The organism is Iamia sp., assembly GCF_035575815.1.
Lineage (GTDB): Bacteria > Actinomycetota > Acidimicrobiia > Acidimicrobiales > Iamiaceae > Iamia.
This window is the reverse complement of sequence record NZ_DATLXO010000121.1, coordinates 1-19,150: the sequence shown is the minus strand read 5'-3', so window position 1 is coordinate 19,150 and position 19,150 is coordinate 1. Positions and strand designations below refer to the sequence as shown.

Genomic DNA, 19,150 nt, shown 5'->3' with positions numbered 1-19,150 from the left:
CCGGGGCGGGTGCCGCCGCCAGCGCCCCGGCGGCGACGAGCGCGCCGCCGACCAGGGCCCGGGCCAGGCGTTGGGCCGGGGTGGCCATCAGGCCGGCGGCCGGGTGCTGCGCTGGTACTCGGGCGAGCCGGCGACCAACAGCACCAGGCGCTCGGGGCTGACCCCACGCCGGATCTCGCTGACCCAGAAGTCGCGCCCGCCAAGGTCGTTCTCGGTCCCCCGCCGCAGGAGCTGGCGGTAGGTGTCCGAGACGAGGAGGCGCAGGCCGCCGGTGGAGCCGAGCAGCAGCCGGGCCACCCGGGTGCGGGGCACACCGTCGGCGAGCAGGTCCAGAGCCCACTCGCGGCCCTCCGAGTCCGGCGGGAACCCGAGGGCGCTCTGGTAGGCCGCCTCGACCCACGACTCGTTCGTCGGCGGGCCGGCAGGGAACTGGGGCGCAGTGCCCTCGAAGTACTCGTCCCCGCCCAGGATCGCGGCGGCGGCATCGTAGCGCTTGCCGCTCAGCACGGTCGGGGCCCCGTCGGTCCGCTCGGCGTCGCTGGCCGGCCGGCCGAGGTAGGTGCGGGTGAGCCGGTCGACCACCACTCGCCCGTATTCTCCGGTGATGGTGAAGCGCCGGGCGACCTGGGCGGGGGTGAGCTCGCCGCTCTCGAGCTGGCCGACCCAGAACGCCGCCCCACCCTCGTCGCTGAGGCGCGACACCAGGTCGAGGTAGTGGGCGTTGACCAGGCGACGACTGTTCGCGACGGTCGGCGCAGGGCACTCGGCGTCGGAGGTGTAGGGCCACGCTCCCGTTGCGGCGACGAGGCCCTCGATGGCCTGGGTGGTGCCGAAGGTGTTGACACCGAAGGCGTCGCCCGGACCGGCGATGTGGCCGTCGGCGGCCTGGCGGCGCTCGATGGCCCGCACCGGGGACCGGTAGGGAAGGCCGGTCAGGCGGATCTCGGCCTTCTCGCGCCACGCTGTCGTGGTCGGGTCGCATCCGAGGGAGGTGGCCGCCAGCATGGCCAGCGCGGTGGAGTTGGGGTTGCCGGGGTCGAAGCCGCCGGGCCAGTCGCCGGTGAAGGTCTGGGTGCGTCCCAGCGCCACCACCGCATCACGCATCACGGGGTCGGTGGTGGTCGTGCCGGCGGTGGCCAGGGCGATGACCACCGAGGCGGTGAGGTCGGTGTCGACGCCGGTGTCGGCCGGGTTGCCGCTGAAGTTGAAGCTGCCGTTGGCTTGCTGGGCGTCGCCGATGGCGGCCACGAGAGGAGTCGGGACGGGCTCGCCGAGGGCGGCGAGGGCCCACGCCGCGACCACCCGGCCGCCGAAGGCGGCGATGGGCGCATAGTCGTCGTCGGGCCCGGCGGCAGCGGTCAGGGCGGCGCCTAGGTCGACCGGGGCGGTGGAGTCGTCGGAGGGGTCGAAGTCGGCCGGGTCGAGGCCGAGGGGCACGGCCACCAGGGCGATGACCTTGGCCGCCTGCTGGGCCTTGCTGCCATCGCTGGCCGAGGTGTCGCCCTGCACCGAGTCGACCCAGTCGTCGACCGAGTCGAGCGGATCCTTGCCCCCGTCGGTGACGGTGCTGGTGACCGCTTCCTCCGCTGCGACCGTGTCCCAGCCGGGGCCGGGCTGGCCGGCGGCGGCGAGGGCGAGGACGGCGTCGGGGGTCTCGAAGCCCGGGAAGTCGGCCAGCTCGAAGCCGCCGTCGGGCTGCTGCTGGCCCTCCAGCCAGACCACGGCGTCATCAACCGCGGGTGACCGAGTCGATCCCCCGTCGGGCGCGGCGCCGGCGGGGGCCGGAAGGAGAGGGAGCGACACCGTGGCGACCATGGCCGCGGCGGTGACGAAAAGGGTGCGTGAACGCACGGGAACCTCCTGTGCTCCCAGAGTCCTCGGGGAGCGGTCGGGCCGCGGGGCGGCCGTGGGCAGGGGCCGGACGGGCCGGCGGCAGGGCGGGTCACCTGGCTCACGGACCCGAAGGACCGCTTACAGCTGCGGGTCAGCGCCGGACTCTCACCGGCTTCCCCCGTCGCCCCGGGTTGTGTGGTCCCGGGACACGACCGTCCGCAACATCCGGGTTGCGGGCGACCTCTGCTGGGTGCGTACCGTACGCACGGGGACCCCGCCCGTCAAAGACCGCAGGAGGCCACGCGTGACCAGCCCCCTGCACTCGGTGACGTGGATGGTCTGGACCATCGCCCTCACCGTCTCGTTGCAGCTGGCCCGCAACCCGCTGCTGGTGGCGATCGTGCTGGCCGTGGTGTGGGTCGTCGTCGAGACCCACCGCCGACCCGGCGCCCTGGCCCGGGCGTACCCGGTGCTCATCGCCGTCGCCGTGGCCTTCGGCGTGCTCCGCGTCGTGCTCATCGGCCTGACGACGCCCGCCGTCGACGGCGCCGAGGGGGTGCTGTTCACCCTGCCGCAGGCCACCCTGCCCACCATCCTCGGCGGGTTCTCCGTCGGCGGGTCGATCGCCCAGTCCGTCGTGCTCCAGACCGCGGTCGACAGCCTGGTCGTGATCGGGATCATGGCCGGCTTCGGTGCGTTCAACGCGGTGGCGTCGCACCACGAGCTGCTGGCGGCGACGCCCCGGGCCTTCCACGAACCCGGGCTGGTGCTCACCGTCGGCCTCGCCTTCGTGCCCTCGACCCTCGACGCCGCGGCCGCCGCCCGGGAGGCCGACCGGGCCCGCACCGGCGGCATGAAGGTGCGCCGGGGGCGTGCCCTGCGCCTAGCCCTGCCGGTGCTCGAGACCGGTCTGGAGCGGGCCGTCCACCTGGCCGAGTCGATGGATTCGCGCGGCTACGGCCGCACCCGGGCCACCGGCAGCGACCGCGCCGCCGCCGCCCTCGGCGCCGCCGCGCTGTTGGGCCTGGCGGGGTCGGTGGTCGCCCTCGTGGGCCAGGCCGGGGCCACCGCCGGGGTGCTGGCCGGCTGCGGGGTCGCGGCCCTGGTGGGAGCGATAGTCGTGAGCGGCCGCTCGGCCCCCACCCGCTACCGCCGCCGCCGGCTGCAGCGGCGCGACGCCACGGTGATGGCCGCGACCCTCGCCGTGCCCGCCGCCCTCGGCCTCTGCGCGGCCCTCGGGGTCGACGGCCTGGCGTGGGACCCCGCCGTGCTCCCCTTCCGGGCTCCCCGCCTGCCGCTCGTGCCCGCCGTGGTGCTCCTCGGCCTGGCGGTGCCGGCCCTCGTCCGGCGACCCGTCCCCGCGCCCTCGGTGCCCTCGCCGTCGCCGGTGGACGTGGTGGCGTGACGGGAACCGACGCCGGAGCGGTGCGATGGGACGGCGTGGGCTTCGCCTACCCCGACGGTCCGCCGGTGCTGGACGGCATCGACCTGGCGGTGGCCGGCGGCGAGGTGGTCCTGGTGGTGGGCGGGAGCGGGTCGGGCAAGAGCACCCTGCTGCGCACCGTGAACGGCCTCGTGCCCCACGCCAGCGGTGGGCGGTTCCGCGGTCGGATCCTCGTCGGTGACCAGGACGTCACGGCCCTGCGCCCTCGTGACCTGGCGGGGTCGGTGGGCTTCGTGCACCAGGACCCCGAGGCCCAGGTGGTGGTGGACGAGGTCGAGCACGACGTGGCCTTCGTGCTCGAGAACTTGGGAGTCGCCGAGGCCGACATGCGCCGCCGGGTCGAGGAGGTCCTCGACGCGGTCGGCATCGCCCACCTGCGCCACCGCTCCCCCGCCACGCTCTCGGGTGGGGAGCGCCAGCGCGCCGCGGTCGCCGGCGCCCTCGCCGCCGCGCCGCCGGTGCTGGTGCTCGACGAGCCGACCTCGATGCTCGACCCCCAGGGCGCCGACGACGTCCTCGCGGCCGTGGCCCGCCTGGCCGACGACCTGGGCACGACGGTGGTCATGGCCGAGCACCGCCTCGAGCGGGCCGCGCCCATGGCCGACCGGGCCGTCGTGATCGTGGACGGACAGGTGGCGGGCGACGGTGCTCCCGGCCCGGTGCTGGCCGACCATCCGAGCGCGCCGCCGGTCGCGCACCTCGGGCGGCTCCTCGGGTGGGACCCACCGCCACTCACGGTGCGCGAGGCTCGGCGCTGGGCCCGGCGGATCCCGGCCGACCTCGGCCTCGACCCCGCGCCGCTCGCTCTCGACCCCGCGGTGATCGGGGTCTCCGATGCCGTCCCGACCCCGGGCGAGGTCCTCGTCACCGCGCGGCGGGTGGCCGTCGGCCACCACGGGCGGCCTCCGGTGCTCGCCGGCATCGATCTCGAGCTCCGACAGGGTGAGGTGGTGGCCCTGCTCGGCCGCAACGGTTCGGGCAAGACCACCCTGCTGCGCGCCCTGGCCGACCTGGCGGGACCCGTCGCCGGCACCGTCGAGCGTCGGTGCCGGGTGGCGCTGGTGCCCCAGGACCCGAGCAGCCTGCTGTTCTCGCCGACGGTGCGGGGAGAGGTGGCCACGACCGCCCGACTGGTGGGCAGCGCGGCCGACGCCGTCGACGAGTGGCTCGAGCGCCTCGACCTGACCCCCCTGGCCGAGCGCCACCCTCGCAGCCTCTCCACCGGCGAGCGCCAGCGGGTCGCGGTGGCCGCCGTGGCCGTCGGGGGGGCGCCGGCGCTCGTCCTCGACGAGCCGACCCGCGGCATCGACGCCGCGTCGCGGGCCGCGCTCGAGGGCGCCGTCACCGCCCACGCCGCCTCCGGGGGCGCGGTGGTCATCGCCACCCACGACGTCGAGCTGGCCGCTCGCTGTGCCACCCGGGTAATCGTGCTGGGCGGCGGTGAGATCGTGGCCGACGGGCCGGCGCGCGCCGTGCTGTCGGGCTCGCTGTTCGCCCCGCAGGTCCTGCGGGTCCTGCCGCCGCTGCTCACCGTGGCCGAGGTCGAGGCCCGGCTGCTCGTGCGCGCCGCCGGTCTCGGGGGGAGCGCCCCGTGACCCGCACCGCCCGCGTCCGCATCGCCTACGTCCTCGCCAGCGTGGTCGGCGCCGGAGCCTTCCTGTACCCGTTCTGGCTGCCGGCGGAGGCCGGGATCGCCACCGCCCACGCCGCGGACGCCCCGTTCGTCGCCGGCCTCGTCGGCGGGCTGGCCGTGGCGGCGGTGATGGTCGAGATCCGCTCGGGCACCATGACCGGCACCGACGTCGCCCTGCTCGGGATGCTCTCGGCCATGGCCGGGCTGCTCCGGCTGCTCGACCTGCCCGGCGGCGGGAGCGGCATCTTCTTCCTCGTGCTGCTCGGCGCGGCCGCGTTCGGACCGCGGTTCGGGTTCCTCCTGGGGCTGTTCGGAATGGCCCTGAGCGCCATCATCACCGGGGGCATCGGGCCCTGGCTGCCGTTCCAGATGCTCGTCCTGGCCTGGCTGGCGGCCGCCACCGGCGCCGTCGGGCGCCTCACCCGCCGGCTCCCGGCCCGGCTCGAGATCGCCGTCCTCGCCGCAGTGGCGTGGGTCGCCGGCTTCGCCTACGGGGCGATCATCAACGTCTGGTCCTGGCCGCTGCTGCCCGGTGACGGCCCTCTGCAGTGGCGCCCCGGCCTCGGCCTGTTCGCCACCCTGGAGCACTACTGGTCGTTCTACGTGGCCACGTCGCTGGCCTGGGACGCGGCGGGGGCGACGGCAAACGTGGTGGCCGTCGCCGTGCTCGGGCGGCCCGTGCTGCGCTCGCTGCGCCGCTTCTCCCATCGCCTCGACCCGGTGGTGGTCCTGGAGCCGACCCCGCCTCCGACCGACGCGGTCAGCGGCGCACCCGGGGCCACGTCCGCAACCACCGCAGCCAGGTGACGAGGTCGCCCGCGGGCGGCGTTCCGCGTTCGGTGCCGTAGGCCGTCTCCAGTCGGAAGCGGAGCCACGGCTCGGCGCTCCGCAGCGCGCCCGGCCCCCGCCACCAGCGCGACGGCAGGTGGCGCCGCGCCGCGCGCGCCGCCGACGGCCAGAGATCGGGGCGGACGGCGACGGCGATGGCCGCCTGGCGTCGGGCCGGATCGCTCGAGCTCACGCCGCCACCCTAGGACGACGGTCGACGGGGTCCGGCTCCGCGCCGGCTGGCGCCCTGCGGTCGACCGGCCGGAGTGGAAGGGGGCCACCGCCTGCATAACCTCACCTCCGCGACCCGGTGACCGACCGGACGCCGGTGACGACAGGAGTGCAAGCCCCATGGGTGCCAAAGACGGCGATGACCTGATCGGCAAGCTCGAGGAGAAGGTCGGCTGGCTCACGGCTGACCGCGAGGCCGAGGCCAAGGGGAAGCTCCGGCGCCTCGGCGGCGATGACGCTGACGACGCGGACGACGCGGAGGAGTCGGAACCTGAGGCCGCAGACACGGCGCAGAAGGACCTTCGGGGCACCTACGGCGAGTACGACCCCGCCGTCGATGACGAGCCGGTCGCCAAGGACGTCCGTCCCAGCGACTGACAGCTCCACCACCGGTCCCCCACCTGAGACCCGAACCCACTCGAACTGGTCACCGATCCGGGGGTTGGGGGCCCCACATCCGCTACCAGTTCACCAGGTCGCCCCGAACCCACCCGAACTGGTAGGCGATCCGGGGGCTGGGGGCCCCACATCCGCTGCCAGTTCGGCTGGTCGCCAGTCCCATGGCGGGGAGCGGGGCCGGCTCAGAGACCTGGTCAGAGCCCATCGACGAGGCGCCAGCCGAGGGCGCCGGCGCCCACGAGCGGGCCCCGGTCGCCCAGGCCGCCGAGGCGTATCTCGGTGCTCCGGCTGAAGCTCAGCCGGGCGCAGGCGTCGACCTCGGCGCGAGCAGCGGCGAGGAACACCTCCCCGAAGCCGAGGGCGACCGACCCGGCGACGCAGGCCAGGCGCAGGTCGAGCAGGTTGGCCACCGACGCCACGGCCCGGCCGACCAGCGTGCCGGTGCGCACCCGGACCGGGCGGGGCGCCTCGGCCGCCGGTCGCCCCGTGGCGGCGGCGATGGCGAGCCCCGACACCTCGGCCTCGAGGCACCCGGCCGCGCCGCAGGGGCACGTCCGGCCCCCCGGCTCGACGATCAGGTGCCCGATGTGCCCGGCGTTGCCCTCGGCCCCGTCGAGCAGCCGGCCGTCCAGCACGATCCCGCCTCCGACGCCGGTCGAGACCACCATGGCGATGTAGTCGTCCACGCCGACCGCGGCGCCGACCCAGCCCTCACCGAGGGCCAGGGCCTTGGCGTCGTTGTCGACCGCGGTCGGGAGCCCGACGTGCTCGGCCAGCCGATCGGCGAGCGGGAAGCCCCGCCAGGCGGGGATGTTCAGCGGTGACACCGTCGCCACCCCGTCGGCGACCGCCATGGGCCCCCCGCAGCCCACCCCGACCGCGACCGGTGCCGCCGAGCCCGTGCCGTCGTCGCCGGTGCCGTCGTCGGTCGTGCCCTCGATGCCGACACCGTCGCGGGGACCGTCGACCACGTCGGCGACCAGGGCGACGAGGGTCTCGAACAGCGCCTCGGGGTCCGAGCCCGACGGGGTGGCGGCCCGTCGACGACGGGTGAGTGCCCCCTGACGGTCGACCAGGCCGGCGGCCAGCTTCGTGCCGCCGATGTCGATGGCCAGGACCGTCGGGGGCGCCATGGCGCAAAGGTAGACAACATGCGGGTCCACGAGCCGAGAGCGCAGCGGACGTCGGTGGTCGGGCCGCTGCCGGGCCCAGCTCGGCACCCTCTACCCTGACCTCTGACCTGAGGAGTCCCCGTGGCCGACGCGACGCCGATCGATCCCCCCCGCCGTGCCCGTGACGGGTTGACCCCCGACCAGGTCACGACGCGGTATCGCGCCGTGGTCGACAACGTGAACCAGGTGATCCAGGGCAAGACCGAGGTCGTCCAGCTGGTCCTCCTGGGGCTGCTCGCCGGGGGGCACGTCCTGGTCGAGGACGTCCCCGGGGTCGGCAAGACCAGCCTGGCCAAGGCCCTGGCGGCCTCGATCGACGGCAGCTTCGGACGCATCCAGTTCACCCCCGACCTGCTGCCGTCCGACGTGGTCGGCGTCAGCGTCTATGACCGCCGCTCGTCGAGCTTCGACTTCCGCCCGGGGCCGGTGTTCGCCAACGTGGTGCTCGCCGATGAGATCAACCGGGCCTCGCCCAAGACCCAGTCGGCGCTGCTCGAGGCCATGGCCGAGGGCCAGGTCACCGTGAGCGGCACCACCTACGGCCTCGAGCTTCCGTTCCTCGTGCTCGCCACCCAGAACCCGGCCGAGCACGAGGGCGCCTACCCGCTGCCCGACAGCCAGCTCGACCGGTTCCTGCTCCGGGTGTCGATGGGCTACCCGGCCGAGGGAGCCGAGCTCGCCATCCTCGAGAGCGACGGGGCGATCGACGTGCTCCCCAAGCTGCGGTCCGTCGTCACCGCCACCGACATCGTGGCCATGACCGAGGCGGCCCGCGCCGTCCACGTGGCGCCCGGGCTGCGCCACTACCTCGTCGACCTGGCCGCCGCGAGCCGCTCGCACCCCCACCTCGCGCTGGGCATGTCACCCCGGGCGACCCTCAGCCTCCAGCGGGCCGCGCAGGCCCGGGCCGTGGCCACCGGCCGCGAGTTCGTGGTCCCCGACGACATCAAGGCCCTGGCCGTCCCGGCGCTCGCCCACCGCCTCCAGCTGGCACCGGAGGCGGCGCTCACCGGCACCTCCCGGTCACTGGTGGTCGCCGAGCTGCTCGACCGGGTGCCGGTGCCGAGCTCGGCCCAGGCCCGGCGCTGAGTCGGCCTCGCCGATGGTCACCCGCGCCGGGACGCTCCTGCTCGTCGCCTCCGGCCTCCTGGCCCTGGGGGGCCGCACCCTCGGGCTGGTGGAGCTGTACGTGCTGGCCACGGCGGGCGCCCTGGCGGTGGTGATCGCCGTGGTGCGCCTGGCTGTCCTGCGGCCCCAGATCACGGTGCGTCGTACGGTGCGCCCGGCGCGCGTCCACGTCGGCGCCCCCGCCCGTGTGGAGCTCGAGCTGGTCGCCACCGGCCGCCGGTCGACACCCGTGCTGACCCTGGTCGACCCTGTCGGCGACCGCCCCGGGGCCCGCCTCCACCTGGCCTCCCTCGCGCCCGGGCGGGCGGCCCGGGCCGCCTATCGGCTGCCGACCCGGCACCGGGGCGAGATCCCTGTCGGGCCCCTGGCCGCCGAGGTCACCGATCCCTTCGGCCTCGCTCGGCGGTCGCACGTCGTGGCCGAGCGGGTGCCGCTGATCGTCCTGCCCCACGTGGATCCCATCGCCCCCTTGCACCAGCCGGCGGGTTCCGAGCCCCTCTCCGGTCAGGAGGGGCGCCCCGGGATGGGGCGATCGGGCGACGAGTTCCACGCCCTGCGCCCCTACGTCGTCGGTGACGACCTCCGCCGGGTCCACTGGCCCATGAGCGCCCGTACCGACGACGACCTCGTCGTCCGCCAGGACGACGAGCCCCGGCAGGGTCGGTTGACCGTCGTGCTCGACGTGAACAAGCAGCGCTCGGGCGCCGAGGGCTTCGAGCGCATGGTCTCGGCCGCCGCGAGCATTGCGTCGGCCCACTGGCGGCGGGGGGACATCGTGCGCCTGCTCTGCAGCGACGGGCGCGACACGGGCTGGGTCACCGGCCAGGTGGCCTTCGAGAACCTGCTGGAGGTGCTCGCCGTCGCCCACCGGGTGCCGACCGGGAACGTCGGCCGGGTGTTGGGCCGCACCGACGCCGGCACCGACACCGTGGTCACCGTCGTGGGCGACCTCCTCGATGCCGAGGTCGCCGTCCTCCCCGGCCGGCGCGCAGCGCGGACGGGACGCCGCGCCGGCCTCACCGTGGTGCGCTTCGTCGACACCCGCACGCCTCGCGCGACGGTGGCCCGGGTCGTCGAGGGCGTCCGGGTGATCGACGTCCCGCCGACCCGCGCCTTCGCCACCACCTGGTCCGATGCGGTGGCTCCGGCCCGCCGACCCCGCACCCGGAGCCGGGCATGACCGTCCCCGTCGCGCCGTCGTCGGCGTCTGTCGGCACCGTCGCCGACGAGTCGTCGCCGACCCACCGGCCCGCCCCCAGCGTGGTCACCGAGGTGGTGCTCGCGGCCGTGTCGCTCGCCGCCGTCATCGGGTTCACCCGACTCTTCCGCGACCCCGAGGCGGTGCTGCCCCTGCTGGTCGCCGTGCTCGTCGCCCACGTCGCGACGGCCGCCACCCGCCGGGCCGGTCTCGGCCTCGTCGGCACCGTCACCGTCCTGCTCGGGGCCATGTTCCTGCAGGCCTCGGTGGTGCTCTACCCCCACACCTCGTTCCTGGGCGTGCCGACGGGGGCCACCCTCACCGGTGTGGTCGACGACCTGGACCGCGCCGCGATGCTCTTCGGAGAGGTCGTCGCGCCTGCGCCGCGGTCCCGGGGCTTCCTGCTCGCCTCCACCCTCGCCGTCTGGGTGGCGGTGAGCCTCGCCGACTGGGCCGCGTTCCGGCTGCGGACCACCGCCGAGGCCGTGCTGCCCGCCGTGGCCCTGTTCGTCTTCACCTCGATCCTCGGCGAGGGCGGCGGCGGCGTGGTCCTCGCATCCTGCCTGGCCGCCGCCGTCGGGGGCTTCGCCCTGGCCCAGCGGGTCCGCCGCTCTGCCCTCGACGACGCATGGGTGGCGGGACGGGGCCGGGTGGGCAGCGCCTCGCTGGCTCGCGTCGGGGCGGTCGTGGTGATCCTCGGCGCCGTCACCGCGGGCGTCGTGGCCCCCCGCATGCCCGGGGCCTCCAGCGAGGCCCTGATCGACTGGCGCGGGGGCGACGGGCCCGACAGCCGCCTCACCGTCAGCCCCCTGGTCGACATCCGCTCGCGCCTGGTGCAGCAGTCGAACGCCACCGTCTTCACCGTCCAGGCCGACCGCCCGGCGTACTGGCGACTGACCTCCCTCGACACCTTCGACGGCCAGGTGTGGTCGTCGAGCGAGTCGTTCTCCAGGGCCGACGGCCGGCTGCCGGGCACACCGCCCGACGCCGCCACCACGCCTCTCGAGCAGACCTACACCATCGGCGGCCTCGGCACGATCTGGGCCCCCGCCGCCCTCACCCCCGTCCAGCTCGACCGCTCGTCGACCGACCTGCGCTGGAACGGAGACCTGGCCACCCTCATCGTCCCCGCCGCCGAGGACGCCATCGATGCCGCCCAGTACACGGTGACCTCCGAGGTCCCTGCGTTCACCCCCGATGACCTCGACGCCCGGCTGCCCGCGCCCCTGCCGTCGGACCTGCAGGGCGCGACGCTGCTGCCCGCCGACGTGACCCCGGTGGTCGCGGATCAGGCCCGGGCCATCGTCGGTGGCGGACGACGGGCGCCCTACGACAGCGCCCTCGCCCTCCAGGAGTGGTTCCGCACCAACTTCACGTACGACCTCGACGGGGTGGGCGCCGGCCACGGATCCAATGCCATCGAGACCTTCCTCGGGGCCCGCCGGGGCTACTGCGAGCAGTTCGCGGGCACGTTCGCGGCCATGGCCCGCAGTCTCGGCCTGCCGGCCCGGGTGGCGGTCGGCTTCACGCCCGGCGAGCTCGACGAGGACGGCGTCACCTACACGGTGCGGGGCCGCAACGCCCACGCCTGGCCCGAGGTGTACATCCCCGAGGCCGGGTGGGTGCCCTTCGAGCCCACCCCGGGGCGGGGCCAGCCCGGCACCGAGGCCTACACCGGGGTCGCCCCCGCCCAGGTCGAGGCGGACGAGACCACTGCCACCACGGCTCCGACGACGGTGCCCAGCACCACGGGCCCCGCCGGGAGCGGCTCGATCCCCGACGGTGAGCGCGACCTGCTGGCCGGTGGGGGCACCACGACCCCCGGGACCGGCGACGGCGGAGGCGCGACGGGACCGGTCCGGTACCTCCTCGTGATCGTCCTGGCCGGGGTCGCCCTGCTGGTGGTCGACGTGGTCGTCCTGGCCGCCGGGCGCGCCCTGCGGCACCGGCGCCGGCACCGCTTCACGTCGGTGGCCGGGCGGGTCCGCGCCGCCTGGGCCGATGCGGTCGAGGCCATCGCCGGCGGCGGCGTTCGACCCTCACCAGCGGAGACCGACCAGGAGTTCGCGCGCCGTGCGGGCCCCACCCTCGGCGCCGAGGGCCCGGCACTGGTAACCCTGGCCGGCCTCGTCACCCGTACCACCTGGGCCCCGGCCGACGCCGAGCCCGATGCCGGTGTCGCCACCGAAGCTGACCGGCTGGCCCGCGGTGTGGCCGACCACGCCCGGAGCCGCCTCAGCCGGGGTCAGCGGTTGCGCCTCCTCATCGACCCCCGGTGGCAGCTGCCGCTCGGCTCGCGCTGATGCGGCAAACTTCCTCGCAACACTTTCGTTGCGGGGTACGCTGAGGCATGCCTTCCACGAAGCCTGCGAAGACGGTCGGGCCGCGCCGCCGCGAGACGAGGTCCTCCAGCGCGCCGCCGACACCGGGGACAGCGACCGCAGCATCCACCTGGCGTGCGCAGGATCGGGCCGCGTTCGTCGTGGAAGTGCTGGGCGGCGCGAGGCCTGCCGCACGAATCCTGGGGACAGCGCCCTCTCAGCCCAGCCGCTGGGCCGCGGGAAAGGCGATCCCCGACCCGGCCCACGCTCGGGTCCTCCTGGACGTGGATCACGTGTTGGCGCTCGCCCTGCAGGTGTGGACCCCTGAGGTGGCGACGGACTGGTTGACGACTGCCAACGCCCACCTCGACGGAGCACGGCCGATCGACGTCCTTCGAGCGCGAGGGTCCTCGGAGGTCGCGCTTGCGCTGCGGGCCGAGGCCGCCGGCGCTTACGCCTGACCTTTCGTCGTGTTGCTCTACCGAGTCTTCCCCCACGTTCCGTCCGCGGGGGTTGATCAGCCGGGCCACCCCACCTACGTCCACCACGATCAGGGTTCCGGCCGCTGGGACAACCCGGACCTGTACCGAGCGCTCTACGTGGCCACCACGGCCGAGGGTGCGATCGGTGAGGCGTTCGCTCACCTGAGCCGTTGGAGGTCATCGATGCTCGACTTTCCGTCCGTGGCCGGCTCGCGACGGGATCTGGTCACCTACGAGCTGGACGAGGAGTCGGAGCCGATCCTCGACCTGGACGACCCCAAGTCACTGCTCGACAGAGCCATACGACCATCAGAGGTGGTGTTCAGGAACCGTCCCCACACCCAGCAGATCGCTCGCGATGTGTTCGGCGAGGGCAAGTGGTCGGGCTTGGGGTGGTGGTCGATGCACCGACCGCAGTGGGCCCTACGGGTTCTCTTCGGAGCGGGCGCGGTACAGATGGCGGAAGTCGAGTCGCTGAGCGGTCATGCCGCCCTGGTCGCGGCCGGAAGTCGATTGGCCAAGGTCATGGACCCTGACCTCCTTGGGTGAAAGGGCGGCCTGACCAGAGGACGGCTCGCAGCGCTACTCCTCGTCGCGCTTGAGGCGCTCGCGGGCCCGGTCGGTGGCGCCCCGGAGTGAGTCCCCGAAGCCACGCTCGCGCATGGAGGCGGTGAGCTGGGCCACGCCGGCCCGGCCGAGCTTGCGCAGGCTCCGCTCGAACCAGAGGGCGGCCCCCAGCATGACGACGAAGCCGAGGAAGGCCACGACGAAGCTGTGCTCGAAGGCCAAGGCCGCGACCAGCACGACCACACCCAGGATGAAGGTCACGGTGGCGAACTTCATGAGCCGGAGGTGGTGGGCGTACACGCTGTGCCGCCCGATCTCACCTGCGAGATCAGGATCCTGATCGTAGAACTGTTGCTCGATCTGCTGGAGGATCCGCTGTTCGTCTTCCGAGAGCGGCATGTCTATCCCTTCACCATCCTCGCAGGGGGCGGGCGGGAGCCCTTTGGGTGCGGACGAGTCTCGCACAGCCTCCGGCTCGCGACAACGCGCTGCGAACCGGATTCACGAGCTTCCCGGCGTACCCGACCGGGACGACGCTGTCCGCCCGGATCACCGGCAAACAGGAGCGACGAGAGCCGGGGCCATCAGGGTCTCGGGGTGGCCACGCGCGCGTCCTCGTCGATGAGCCACACCTCGATGCCGACGGCCCCGAGGGTCGGGGCCACGTCGAGCGCCAGCGCGCCGTAGTCGGCGAGGGCGGGCAGCGCAACGGCCACCCGCGCCTCATCGTGGCCCGATCGGGTCGCCAGCGCCCCGAGGACCGCATCGGCGAACCACCGGCGCGCGGCAGCGTCGACCGCGCCTGTCTGACTGCGGGCGGGATCGCTCGGCGCCCCCTCGATGGCAACGAGGAGCACCGCGCCGGCGTTGGTCGCCGCGAGGTCCCACGGCGCCGGGCTGTCCGCGAGGGTGGGATCGGCCACTGTCCACCCGTCGCGGTCCAGGGCGCGAACCAGGAGCCGTTGCACGCCCGCCGCCGACCACCAACCGTCGGTGACCGCTGACTGACCGGGTCCGCCGCCCTTGACCGGCGCCGCCTCATGTTGCACCGCAGGGGGCTCGGTGGGGAGCGGAGCGTCCGGCGGCGACGGTGCCTCGGTCGGGGACGGGGCCGTCACCACGGGAGTCACCGTCGGGCCGGCCGGTGTCACCGGCACCGTCGGGTGCGTCACCGGCTCCACCCGGACCGGGCCCGCCTCCGGGCGCACCCGCAAGCGGGGCGGCGAGGCGGCGAGACCGCCACGGTGAGCGAGGCGGAAGCGACCCGGTCCGACGCGGGCGAGGGGTCGGCGGGAGCCGAGGTCCGCGCTGCCCTCCTCGGCCCGCAGGTGGAGGCCCACGGTGCTGCGCAGGGTGTGGGCGGCGACGGTGGAGCCGCCGCGGCGCGCCTCGCGCACCAGGTCGGAACGGGTGAAGGTGGTGAGCCCCCGGGCTACGAGCCGCTCGGCGGCGCGGATGACATCGCCGCGGGCGGCGCCGATCCGCTCCTGGCGCTCACCCTCCACCTCCTCACCCTACCCAGGGTCGGTGGGGCCGGCGTCGGGCGCCACCGCGTCGGGCCCCCACTGCTGGTCGCCTCGACGCCGCACCCTGATGCCGCCCGCCCCGGCGAGGGTGGCGGGAACGACGGCGTCGGCCCCGTAGCGCTCCCGCACCCGGTCGATGGCCTCGGTCGCCGCGCTCCACCCCGGTCCCGGCTCCCCGCCGGGCGCACCGTCCGCCGCGTCGAGGAGGCTCAGCTGGCGACCCCCGGCGCCCGGCTGTCCCAGCCCGCTGACCCCGACGCCCAGCAGCCGCACCCCGGGGCTCACGTCGACGAGGGCCAGGAGGTCCTTGGCCGCCCGGGCCACCGAGGGGCCCGTCGCCACCGGCTCGGGCGGCGTCACGCTGCGGGTGATCGTGCGGAAGTCGCCGAAGCGCACCTTGATGGTCACCGTGCGCCCGGTGACCCCGTGGGCCCGCAGCCGGGCGGCGACGGCGTCGCCCATGCGCACCGCCTCGCGCCGCAGCTCGTCGGGGTCGAAGCGGTCCGCGGCGTAGGTCTCCTCGTGGCTCACCGACTTCGGGGCCAGATCCGGCTCGACGCACCGAGGGTCGACGCCGTGGGCGAGGTCGTGGAGGTGGCCGCCATGGGCGCGCCCGACGGCGGCCTCCAGGCTGGCCCGGGGCAGCTCAGCCAGGTCACCCACCGTGTGCACCCCGAGGCGCTCCAGCCGGGCGAGGGTGGCGGGCCCCACGCCCCAGAGGGCCTTCACCGCCAGGGGGTGGAGGAACGCCAGCTCGTCGCCCGGCACCACCACCGCGACGCCCGACCCGGCGACGGCGCCGTGACGGGCCGGGCGAGGCTTGGCTGCGCTGGTCGCCAGCTTGGCCAGGAACTTCACCGCCGCCACCCCCACCGAGCAGGTGAGGCCCTCCTGCTCGGTCACCCGCTCGCGCAGCGTGCGGGCGATGGTCGGGCCGTCGCCGTGGAGGCGTCGGGCCCCGGTCACGTCGAGGAAGGCCTCGTCGAGCGAGAGCGGCTCGACGAGGGGCGTGATCGAGCCGAAGATCTCCATCACCCGGGCGCTGACCGCCGCGTAGTGGGCGTGGTCGCCGGGGAGGAACACAGCCTGGGGGCAGAGCCGCACGGCCCGGGCCGACGGCATGGCCGAGAACACGCCGTAGGACCGGGCCTCGTAGGACGCCGCGGCCACGACCCCGCGCCGGCCCGAGCCGCCGACGACCACCGGCCGGCCTCGCAGCTCCGGGCGGCGGAGCAGCTCGACGGACACGAAGAAGGCGTCCATGTCGACGTGGAGGATGGTGCGGGGCGAGGAGGTCACAGCGGCCTTCCCACGCTACGGGGCGGGGTCCGGAAGGCGGGTGACGGCGACATCGCGGCGGTGCGTGGGCGTGGTGGTCACCGCGCTGCAGGCCCGGTCGCCGTCCATGGAACGTCCGCCCGGCCTCTCTCAGTCGCCGAACGGGGGGTCGAAGCCGAGCCCGGCGTCGAGTCCGTCCCACCAGCGCCGCTCGGGGCCGAACGGGTCGTCGACCACCCGGACACCGTCGGCCGCGAGCCACATCGTGGCCCGTCGCCCGGGCTCATAGGTCGGCCACGCCGCCATGTCCGTCGGCGACGGGTCCGGGGCGTCGGCCGCGAAGGCGGTCCACACGTCACCCATCCGGCGGGCCAGGGTGCGGCGGGCCTCGGTGATCTCGCCGACCAGCATCTCGGTCCCCGGCGAGCCGAGGTTGTCCCAGCTGAAGGGCAGGTCCATGGCGTGGCAGGCGCCGAGGGCTCCGCCGAAGGCGTCGCTGCGCTCGGCGAAGAGGTACATCCGCACCTCGGCGCCACGTGCGGAGGTGGCCTCGGCCAGCCGGATGGCCGGTATCCGGAACACCAGGTCGGTCAGCAGGGCGAGCCAGCGATCGGGCGGGGAGAGCCCGGCGGTGCGCTCCTCGTAGGCGGCCAGGAGACTCCCTGACGGTCGTCCCATCTGCGCCTCGTACCGCTGGGCCCGGTGGACCAGGACCGGGTCGTCGACGTCGGCCAGTGACGGGGTGATGAGCGGGAAGAGCTTCATCTCCTCCAGCGTCGTGCCCACCAGGAGGGCCACGCCGTCGGCCCCGCCCTCGCGCACCGCCTCGATCGGGAGCAGGGGCACCGCGTCGGAGCCGAGCACCGGCTGCCACGGCAACCCGAGGCCGGCGTCCTCGGCCCGACTGAGGGTGGCCTGGGCCGCCAGAACCTCGTCGACCGCCACCGCCCGCAGCGCACCGAGATCGGTGGGGTCGACCCCCAGGGCCGTGCCGAACCGGTCCGCCACCCGCTCGGCCATGGCCGGGGAGACGATGTTGTGGGTCGACCCGCTCTGCAGGATCGCCCGGTGGAAGAGGCCCTGTGCGCCGGGGGCGGCGAGCAGGGTGCCGATGCTCATCGCCCCGGCCGACTCCCCGAACACGGTGACTCGGTCCGGATCCCCGCCGAAGGCGGCCACGTTGTCGCGCACCCACTCGAGCGACGCGACCTGGTCGAGCAGGCCGAAGCAGCCCGACCCCGGCGCGCCCGGCACCACCAGGAAGCCGAGGGCGCCGAGGCGGTACCCCACGGTGACGACCACCACGCCCCGGCGGGCCAGGTTCGTGCCGTCGTACCAGCCCATCGACGCGGTGCCGGTCTCGAACCCGCCGCCGTGGAACCACACCATCACCGGGGCCGAGGCGTCGACGGTGGTAGTGAACACGTTGAGGCGCAGGCAGTCCTCGTCGAACACGAGGCCGTCGGCCCCGAGGGCGGTCTCCAGGATCGACGGGTTCTGGGGCGCGGCCACCGCCGAGGAGGTGCAGTCGAGGACCCGTGACCACGGCTCCGGCGGCTGAGGCGGGGCCAGCCGTCGGGACCCGGTGGTCGGCGCGCCGTAGGGGATGCCCCGGAACACCGCGGTGCCGTCGGCGGAGCGTCCCCCGACCGGTCCGTGCCGGGTCGTGACGGTGAGGTCCACGTCGGCGGCCCGCCCCGGATCGGTCGTCGACATCAGCTGTCCCCTACCTGCGGTGTGGTCGGGCGCCAGCGTACGGCGCGCGCCATCGGCGCCCGATCCATCGCCCGGGCCGGGATCGTGGCTGCGGGGCTAGCCCCGGGCCGGGGGTGCATCGGCGGTGGCCGCACCTCGGGAGCGACGCAGGAGGCGGTCCCGGATGCCCCACCAGGTGACGAGGCGGACGGCCTCGCCGACGATGCGGAGCGACATCTTGGAGGTGCCCCGGACCCGGTCTCGGAAGGTGATGGGCACCTCCACCACGACGCGTCCCCGGCGGATCAGCGAGTACGCCATCTCGATCTGGAAGCCGTACCCGTAGGTGGTGATGGACCCGAGGTCGAGCGCTCGCAGGGCCTCAGCCGTGTAGGCCCGGTAGCCGGCGGTGGCGTCGTGCAGCGGGATGCCGAGGGCGAACGCGGCGTAGGCGTTCCCGACCTTCGACAGGGCGAGGCGGTGGCGGGGCCAGCCCGGGACGCGGCCCCCGGGCGCGTAGCGACTGCCGATGGCCAGGTCGGCCCCGTCGTCGACCGCGGCCAGCAGCTCGGGCAGGGCGGCGGGGTCATGGGAGAGGTCGGCATCCATCTCGACGAAGACGTCGAAGTCCCGCTCGAGGCCCCAGGCGAAGCCGGCGCGATAAGCGGGTCCCAAGCCGCCCTTCTGAGGACGGCGCAACACGTCGACGTGCCCGAGCTCCTCGCCCGCGACGGCGGCCAGGTCCGCGGTGCCGTCGGGGCTGTTGTCGTCGACGACGAGGATGTGGGCCTCGGGCACCGACGCACGGACGCGGCCGATCACATCGGCGATGTTCTCCGCTTCGTCGTAGGTCGGGATGACCACCAGGACCGGCACGGCCGAAACTCTAGGAGGACGGTGATGCCCCCCCGCCCATGCCGTCCGCCGGCGCCACCCCGGGTGGGGTGCAACGGCTCCGCGCCGCTACCGTCGGCGAACGATGAGCCCCGATCGCCCCGACCGCCCCGATCGACCCAATCGACTTGATCGACCCGCCGCGCCGGCGTCACCCGCCCGGGACCCCGAGCCCCTGCCGTCCGCCGCCCCCTCCACCGGGGCCCGCCTGCTGGCGGTGGTCGCCATCGTCGTGGCCGGGATCTGCGGCGGACTGATCGGCTTCGGCATCGTCGATCTGCAGGTCTCCGGCGAGGAGGGTGCCGAGCCCTCCGGTGGCGGCGCCGGCGCGGCGGTCGGGGCTCTTGTCGGAGCCGTGATCGCGGCAACCGGCGTGGCCGTCGTCGCCGTGCTGGTCCTGCGGGCCATGACCGAGTGGCGCACCATCGAGGAGCGCCGCCAGGCCGCCGGCCGCCCACCGGCACCGCCGGGGCGCCGGCCCCGACGCCGGACCTGAGCCCGACCGTGCCCGCGCCGCCCGC

General features: G+C 75.1%; 18 protein-coding genes and 1 riboswitch. Of the genes, 10 read left to right on the top strand and 8 right to left on the bottom strand.

Features of this window, described 5'->3' with window-relative positions; translation table 11 throughout:
* Positions 1 to 87 precede the first annotated feature (87 nt).
* Complete coding sequence (locus VNL12_RS12910; protein ID WP_325595190.1) at positions 88 to 1,851, bottom strand: hypothetical protein; 1,764 nt, start codon at positions 1,849 to 1,851, stop codon at positions 88 to 90.
* Between the two features lie 68 nt (positions 1,852 to 1,919).
* Positions 1,920 to 2,060: riboswitch (cobalamin riboswitch) on the bottom strand.
* A gap of 77 nt (positions 2,061 to 2,137) precedes the next feature.
* On the opposite strand from VNL12_RS12910, the gene VNL12_RS12905 reads away from it, so the two are divergent.
* The 3 genes from VNL12_RS12905 to VNL12_RS12895 are packed head-to-tail and all read left to right on the top strand — an operon-like array spanning position 2,138 to position 5,717.
* Complete coding sequence (locus VNL12_RS12905; RefSeq protein WP_325595188.1) at positions 2,138 to 3,238, top strand: hypothetical protein; 1,101 nt, start codon at positions 2,138 to 2,140, stop codon at positions 3,236 to 3,238.
* Positions 3,235 to 4,872 carry an ABC transporter ATP-binding protein gene (locus tag VNL12_RS12900; RefSeq protein ID WP_325595186.1) on the top strand — a complete coding sequence of 546 codons (1,638 nt, stop codon included), beginning with the start codon at positions 3,235 to 3,237 and terminating at the stop codon, positions 4,870 to 4,872. Before VNL12_RS12905 ends, VNL12_RS12900 begins: the two co-directional genes overlap by 4 nt.
* Positions 4,869 to 5,717 carry an ECF transporter S component gene (locus VNL12_RS12895; protein WP_325595184.1) on the top strand — a complete coding sequence of 283 codons (849 nt, stop codon included), beginning with the start codon at positions 4,869 to 4,871 and terminating at the stop codon, positions 5,715 to 5,717. The genes VNL12_RS12900 and VNL12_RS12895 overlap by 4 nt, the downstream gene beginning before the upstream one ends.
* Here VNL12_RS12895 and VNL12_RS12890 read toward each other — a convergent pair.
* Positions 5,671 to 5,931, bottom strand: coding sequence for a hypothetical protein (locus VNL12_RS12890; protein ID WP_325595182.1), 261 nt, complete (start codon positions 5,929 to 5,931; stop codon positions 5,671 to 5,673). The genes VNL12_RS12895 and VNL12_RS12890 overlap by 47 nt on opposite strands.
* Before the next feature lie 158 nt (positions 5,932 to 6,089).
* On the opposite strand from VNL12_RS12890, the gene VNL12_RS12885 reads away from it, so the two are divergent.
* Positions 6,090 to 6,347 (top strand): hypothetical protein, encoded by a 258-nt coding sequence (locus tag VNL12_RS12885; protein ID WP_325595180.1) that lies wholly within the window; start codon positions 6,090 to 6,092, stop codon positions 6,345 to 6,347.
* Between the two features lie 215 nt (positions 6,348 to 6,562).
* Here the strand turns inward: VNL12_RS12885 and VNL12_RS12880 are convergent, their stop codons facing one another.
* Positions 6,563 to 7,501 (bottom strand): ROK family protein, encoded by a 939-nt coding sequence (locus tag VNL12_RS12880; RefSeq protein WP_325595178.1) that lies wholly within the window; start codon positions 7,499 to 7,501, stop codon positions 6,563 to 6,565.
* A gap of 120 nt (positions 7,502 to 7,621) precedes the next feature.
* Here VNL12_RS12880 and VNL12_RS12875 point away from each other — a divergent pair, with 120 nt between their 5' ends.
* From VNL12_RS12875 to VNL12_RS12855, 5 genes are all read left to right on the top strand, one after another.
* Positions 7,622 to 8,629 (top strand): AAA family ATPase, encoded by a 1,008-nt coding sequence (locus VNL12_RS12875; RefSeq protein WP_325595176.1) that lies wholly within the window; start codon positions 7,622 to 7,624, stop codon positions 8,627 to 8,629.
* Positions 8,630 to 8,642: 13 nt separating this feature from the next.
* On the top strand, positions 8,643 to 9,848 hold the full coding sequence (locus VNL12_RS12870) for a DUF58 domain-containing protein (RefSeq protein ID WP_325595174.1): 1,206 nt from the start codon (positions 8,643 to 8,645) through the stop codon (positions 9,846 to 9,848).
* The gene (locus VNL12_RS12865; protein ID WP_325595172.1) at positions 9,845 to 12,169 is read left to right on the top strand and encodes a DUF3488 and transglutaminase-like domain-containing protein; all 2,325 of its coding nucleotides are present in this window, start codon (positions 9,845 to 9,847) and stop codon (positions 12,167 to 12,169) included. Before VNL12_RS12870 ends, VNL12_RS12865 begins: the two co-directional genes overlap by 4 nt.
* Before the next feature lie 302 nt (positions 12,170 to 12,471).
* Complete coding sequence (locus VNL12_RS12860) at positions 12,472 to 12,648, top strand: antitoxin Xre/MbcA/ParS toxin-binding domain-containing protein (RefSeq protein WP_325595170.1); 177 nt, start codon at positions 12,472 to 12,474, stop codon at positions 12,646 to 12,648.
* Positions 12,649 to 12,657: 9 nt separating this feature from the next.
* Complete coding sequence (locus VNL12_RS12855; protein ID WP_325595168.1) at positions 12,658 to 13,218, top strand: RES family NAD+ phosphorylase; 561 nt, start codon at positions 12,658 to 12,660, stop codon at positions 13,216 to 13,218.
* Between the two features lie 33 nt (positions 13,219 to 13,251).
* On the opposite strand, the gene VNL12_RS12850 is transcribed toward VNL12_RS12855, so the two are convergent.
* From VNL12_RS12850 to VNL12_RS12830, 5 genes are all read right to left on the bottom strand, one after another.
* Positions 13,252 to 13,635 (bottom strand): DUF3040 domain-containing protein, encoded by a 384-nt coding sequence (locus tag VNL12_RS12850; RefSeq protein WP_325595166.1) that lies wholly within the window; start codon positions 13,633 to 13,635, stop codon positions 13,252 to 13,254.
* Positions 13,636 to 13,820: 185 nt separating this feature from the next.
* Positions 13,821 to 14,741 (bottom strand): DUF7669 domain-containing protein, encoded by a 921-nt coding sequence (locus VNL12_RS12845; protein ID WP_325595164.1) that lies wholly within the window; start codon positions 14,739 to 14,741, stop codon positions 13,821 to 13,823.
* A gap of 9 nt (positions 14,742 to 14,750) precedes the next feature.
* Positions 14,751 to 16,061 carry a DNA polymerase IV gene (locus VNL12_RS12840; RefSeq protein WP_325595162.1) on the bottom strand — a complete coding sequence of 437 codons (1,311 nt, stop codon included), beginning with the start codon at positions 16,059 to 16,061 and terminating at the stop codon, positions 14,751 to 14,753.
* 129 nt (positions 16,062 to 16,190) lie between these two features.
* On the bottom strand, positions 16,191 to 17,756 hold the full coding sequence (locus VNL12_RS12835; protein ID WP_325595160.1) for a carboxylesterase/lipase family protein: 1,566 nt from the start codon (positions 17,754 to 17,756) through the stop codon (positions 16,191 to 16,193).
* A gap of 96 nt (positions 17,757 to 17,852) precedes the next feature.
* Complete coding sequence (locus VNL12_RS12830; protein ID WP_325595158.1) at positions 17,853 to 18,611, bottom strand: polyprenol monophosphomannose synthase; 759 nt, start codon at positions 18,609 to 18,611, stop codon at positions 17,853 to 17,855.
* 103 nt (positions 18,612 to 18,714) lie between these two features.
* Here VNL12_RS12830 and VNL12_RS12825 point away from each other — a divergent pair, with 103 nt between their 5' ends.
* Entirely contained in the window at positions 18,715 to 19,125 is a 411-nt protein-coding gene (locus VNL12_RS12825; RefSeq protein WP_325595156.1) for a hypothetical protein, read from the top strand.
* Positions 19,126 to 19,150 lie beyond the last annotated feature (25 nt).

Bases quoted from the DNA above. Each gene is read 5' to 3' on its own strand.
- VNL12_RS12885 (WP_325595180.1), top strand. From the start codon at position 6,090: ATGGGTGCCAAAGACGGCGATGACCTGATCGGCAAGCTCGAGGAGAAG.
- VNL12_RS12880 (WP_325595178.1), bottom strand. From the start codon at position 7,501: ATGGCGCCCCCGACGGTCCTGGCCATCGACATCGGCGGCACGAAGCTG.
- VNL12_RS12870 (WP_325595174.1), top strand. From the start codon at position 8,643: ATGGTCACCCGCGCCGGGACGCTCCTGCTCGTCGCCTCCGGCCTCCTG.
- VNL12_RS12865 (WP_325595172.1), top strand. From the start codon at position 9,845: ATGACCGTCCCCGTCGCGCCGTCGTCGGCGTCTGTCGGCACCGTCGCC.
- VNL12_RS12850 (WP_325595166.1), bottom strand. From the start codon at position 13,635: ATGCCGCTCTCGGAAGACGAACAGCGGATCCTCCAGCAGATCGAGCAA.
- VNL12_RS12835 (WP_325595160.1), bottom strand. From the start codon at position 17,756: ATGTCGACGACCGATCCGGGGCGGGCCGCCGACGTGGACCTCACCGTC.
- VNL12_RS12825 (WP_325595156.1), top strand. From the start codon at position 18,715: ATGAGCCCCGATCGCCCCGACCGCCCCGATCGACCCAATCGACTTGAT.